The sequence below is a fragment of the Streptomyces sp. WELS2 genome (genome assembly GCF_013870595.1).
In the GTDB taxonomy this organism is placed as follows: Bacteria; Actinomycetota; Actinomycetes; order Streptomycetales; family Streptomycetaceae; genus Streptomyces.
Genome location: NZ_JACBWZ010000855.1, coordinates 1 through 2,532, shown reverse-complemented (window position 1 = coordinate 2,532; position 2,532 = coordinate 1). Strand labels below are relative to the sequence as shown.

Annotated in this window: 2 protein-coding genes; both read left to right on the top strand. The window is 70.8% G+C overall.

What is annotated here, in order from left to right; genetic code table 11:
• The first annotated feature begins 284 nt into the window (after positions 1 to 284).
• A complete protein-coding gene (locus H5J33_RS30815; RefSeq protein ID WP_181798059.1) occupies positions 285 to 1,658 on the top strand; it encodes an extracellular solute-binding protein in 1,374 nt (457 codons plus the stop codon).
• A complete protein-coding gene (locus H5J33_RS30810) occupies positions 1,655 to 2,518 on the top strand; it encodes a carbohydrate ABC transporter permease (protein ID WP_181798058.1) in 864 nt (287 codons plus the stop codon). The genes H5J33_RS30815 and H5J33_RS30810 overlap by 4 nt, the downstream gene beginning before the upstream one ends.
• Positions 2,519 to 2,532 lie beyond the last annotated feature (14 nt).

Genomic DNA, 2,532 nt, shown 5'->3' with positions numbered 1-2,532 from the left:
CCGGGCGGGAGTCGGGGGCCGGGCGGGGGCGGCCCCGGCGTCGTCCGGGACTACTCCGACTTCCGGTACGGCACCTTCCACGGACCCGTCGTCGGCAAGCAGGTCGTCATACGGCCCGAGGACCGGTAGGACGCGGTACCACGCCCGCGCGGATCGCCCGCCGGACCCGGCTCCGGCGCGCCGGAGCGCTATCACCCCGCAGACGCATTGACCTGACCGGACCAGCGCTCTTACCTTCACACGGCAGCCATCTCCGCGCCACCCCCACGTGCGCTCAGGAGGTCATGCCCGTGCGCCCCACCGCCGCCCTCTCCGCCCTCCTCACCGCCGCCCTCTCCGTCACCGCGCTCGCCGCCTGCGGCAGCGGCTCCGGCCGTGACCCGGACACGGTCAAGGTGTCGTACAAGCAGTCCACCGACAACTCCGTCAAGGTGGCGGACACCTACCTGGCCGGCGTCAAGGAGCAGTTCGAGCGCGAACACCCCGGCAAGAAGGTGGAGTTCGTGCCGATCAAGGCGCCGGACGCGGAGTACTACACCAAGCTCCAGCAGATGCTGCGCTCCCCGCGCACCGCCCCGGACCTGGTCTACGAGGACACCTTCCTCATCAACTCCGACATCACCAGCGGGTACTTGAGGCCACTCGACGCCTATCTGGCCAAGTGGCCGGACTGGAAGCAGTTCATCGGCAGCGCGAAGGCGGCGGCGAAGGGCCGGGACGGCAAGACGTACGGGGTGCCGGACGGCACGGACACCCGCGGACTCTGGTACGACAGGCGGGTCTTCGCGAAGGCGGGCCTGCCGCCCGACTGGCAGCCGCGGAACTGGGCGGACGTCCTGGCCGCCGCCCGCACCATCAAGCGGAAGGTCCCCGGCGTCGTCCCGCTCAACGTCTACACCGGCAAACCGGCGGGCGAGCGGGCCACGATGCAGGGCTTCGAGATGCTCCTGTACGGCACGGGCGACGGCTCATCCGACCCGCTGTACGACGACACCGCCGGCAAGTGGGTCGTCGGGTCGCGGGGTTTCAGGGACGCCCTGGCGTTCGTGGAGACCGTCTACCGGGAGAAGCTCGGCCCCGACGTCTCCGACGCCCTCGACCCGAACTTCAACACCACCGTCAACGGCGAACTGCTCCCCGAGGGCAAGCTCGGCATCGCCCTCGACGGCTCCTGGCTGCCGCAGGACTGGCTGCCGGGTTCCGGGCACGTGTGGCCCGACTGGTCCCGGCGGCTGGGGCTCGCCGCCATGCCCACCCAGCACGGCCAGGCGCCCGGCAAGGTGAGCATGTCCGGCGGCTGGACCTGGGCCGTCCCGGCGAAGGCGGCCAACCCCGGCCTCGCCTTCGACTTCGTCAAGACGCTCCAGACGAAGGACAACGCCCGCAAGTGGTACATCGCCAACTCCGGCATCGCCGTACGCCAGGACGTCGCCGCCGACCCCGCCTACACCGGCGCCCGGCCCGGCCTGCCGTTCTTCACCGGCCTGGTGGCCCACACGCACTACCGTCCCGCGTACCCGGCGTACCCGAGGGTGTCCACCGCCATCCAGGAGGCCATGGAGGGCGTCACGACCGGTGACCTGTCCGTGGCGGAGGCGGCGAAGGGCTACGACGCCACGGTCGAGGACGTCACCGGCGGCCGAGTGGTCCGCAAGTGAGGCGCGGGCACCCGGCCGTCCGGGCCCTCCCGCTCCTTCCCGCGCTGGTCCTGCTGCTGCTCTTCCTCGCCGGGCCGATCGCCTACTGCGTCTGGATCGCCTTCACCGACCTCCAGCTGACCGGTCAGGCCCACTCCTCCTTCACCGGCCTCGCCAACTTCCGCCGGGCCTTCAGGGACGACGCGTTCCTCAACGCCGTCCGGCTGACCCTGGTGTTCACGGTGCTGTCCTCGCTCGTCGGGCAGAACACCCTCGGGCTCGCGCTGGCCGCGCTGATGAAGCGCGCCTCGAAACCCGTACGCACCCTCACCGGCGGGGTGGTGATCACCGCGTGGGTGCTGCCGGAGGTGGTGGCCGGGTTCCTGCTGTACGCGTTCTTCCGCCGCGAGGGCACGCTGAACGCCGTCCTGGACTGGCTGGGTCTGCCCCGGCAGAACTGGCTGTTCACGCTGCCCATCCTCGCCGTGTCCTTCGCCAACGTCTGGCGCGGGACGGCGTTCTCGATGCTGGTGTACTCCGCCGCGCTGGACGAGATACCCGCCGAGATCACCGAGGCCGCCGAGGTGGACGGGGCCGGCGGATGGCGGCGGCTGTGGCACATCACGCTGCCGATGATCCGCCGCTCCATCGGCACCAACCTGATGCTCAACACCCTCCAGACGCTCTCGGTCTTCGGGCTGATCTGGGTGATGACCCGGGGCGGCCCCGGCGACCGCAGCCAGACCCTGCCGCTGTTCATGTACGAACAGGCCTTCCAGAACAGCATGATCGGGTACGGCACGGCGGTCGCGCTGCTCCTGCTGCTGGTCGGCTCCCTGTTCTCCGCGGTCTATCTGCGGCTGCTGCGGACGGAGGTCTGATGCCCCGCCGACGC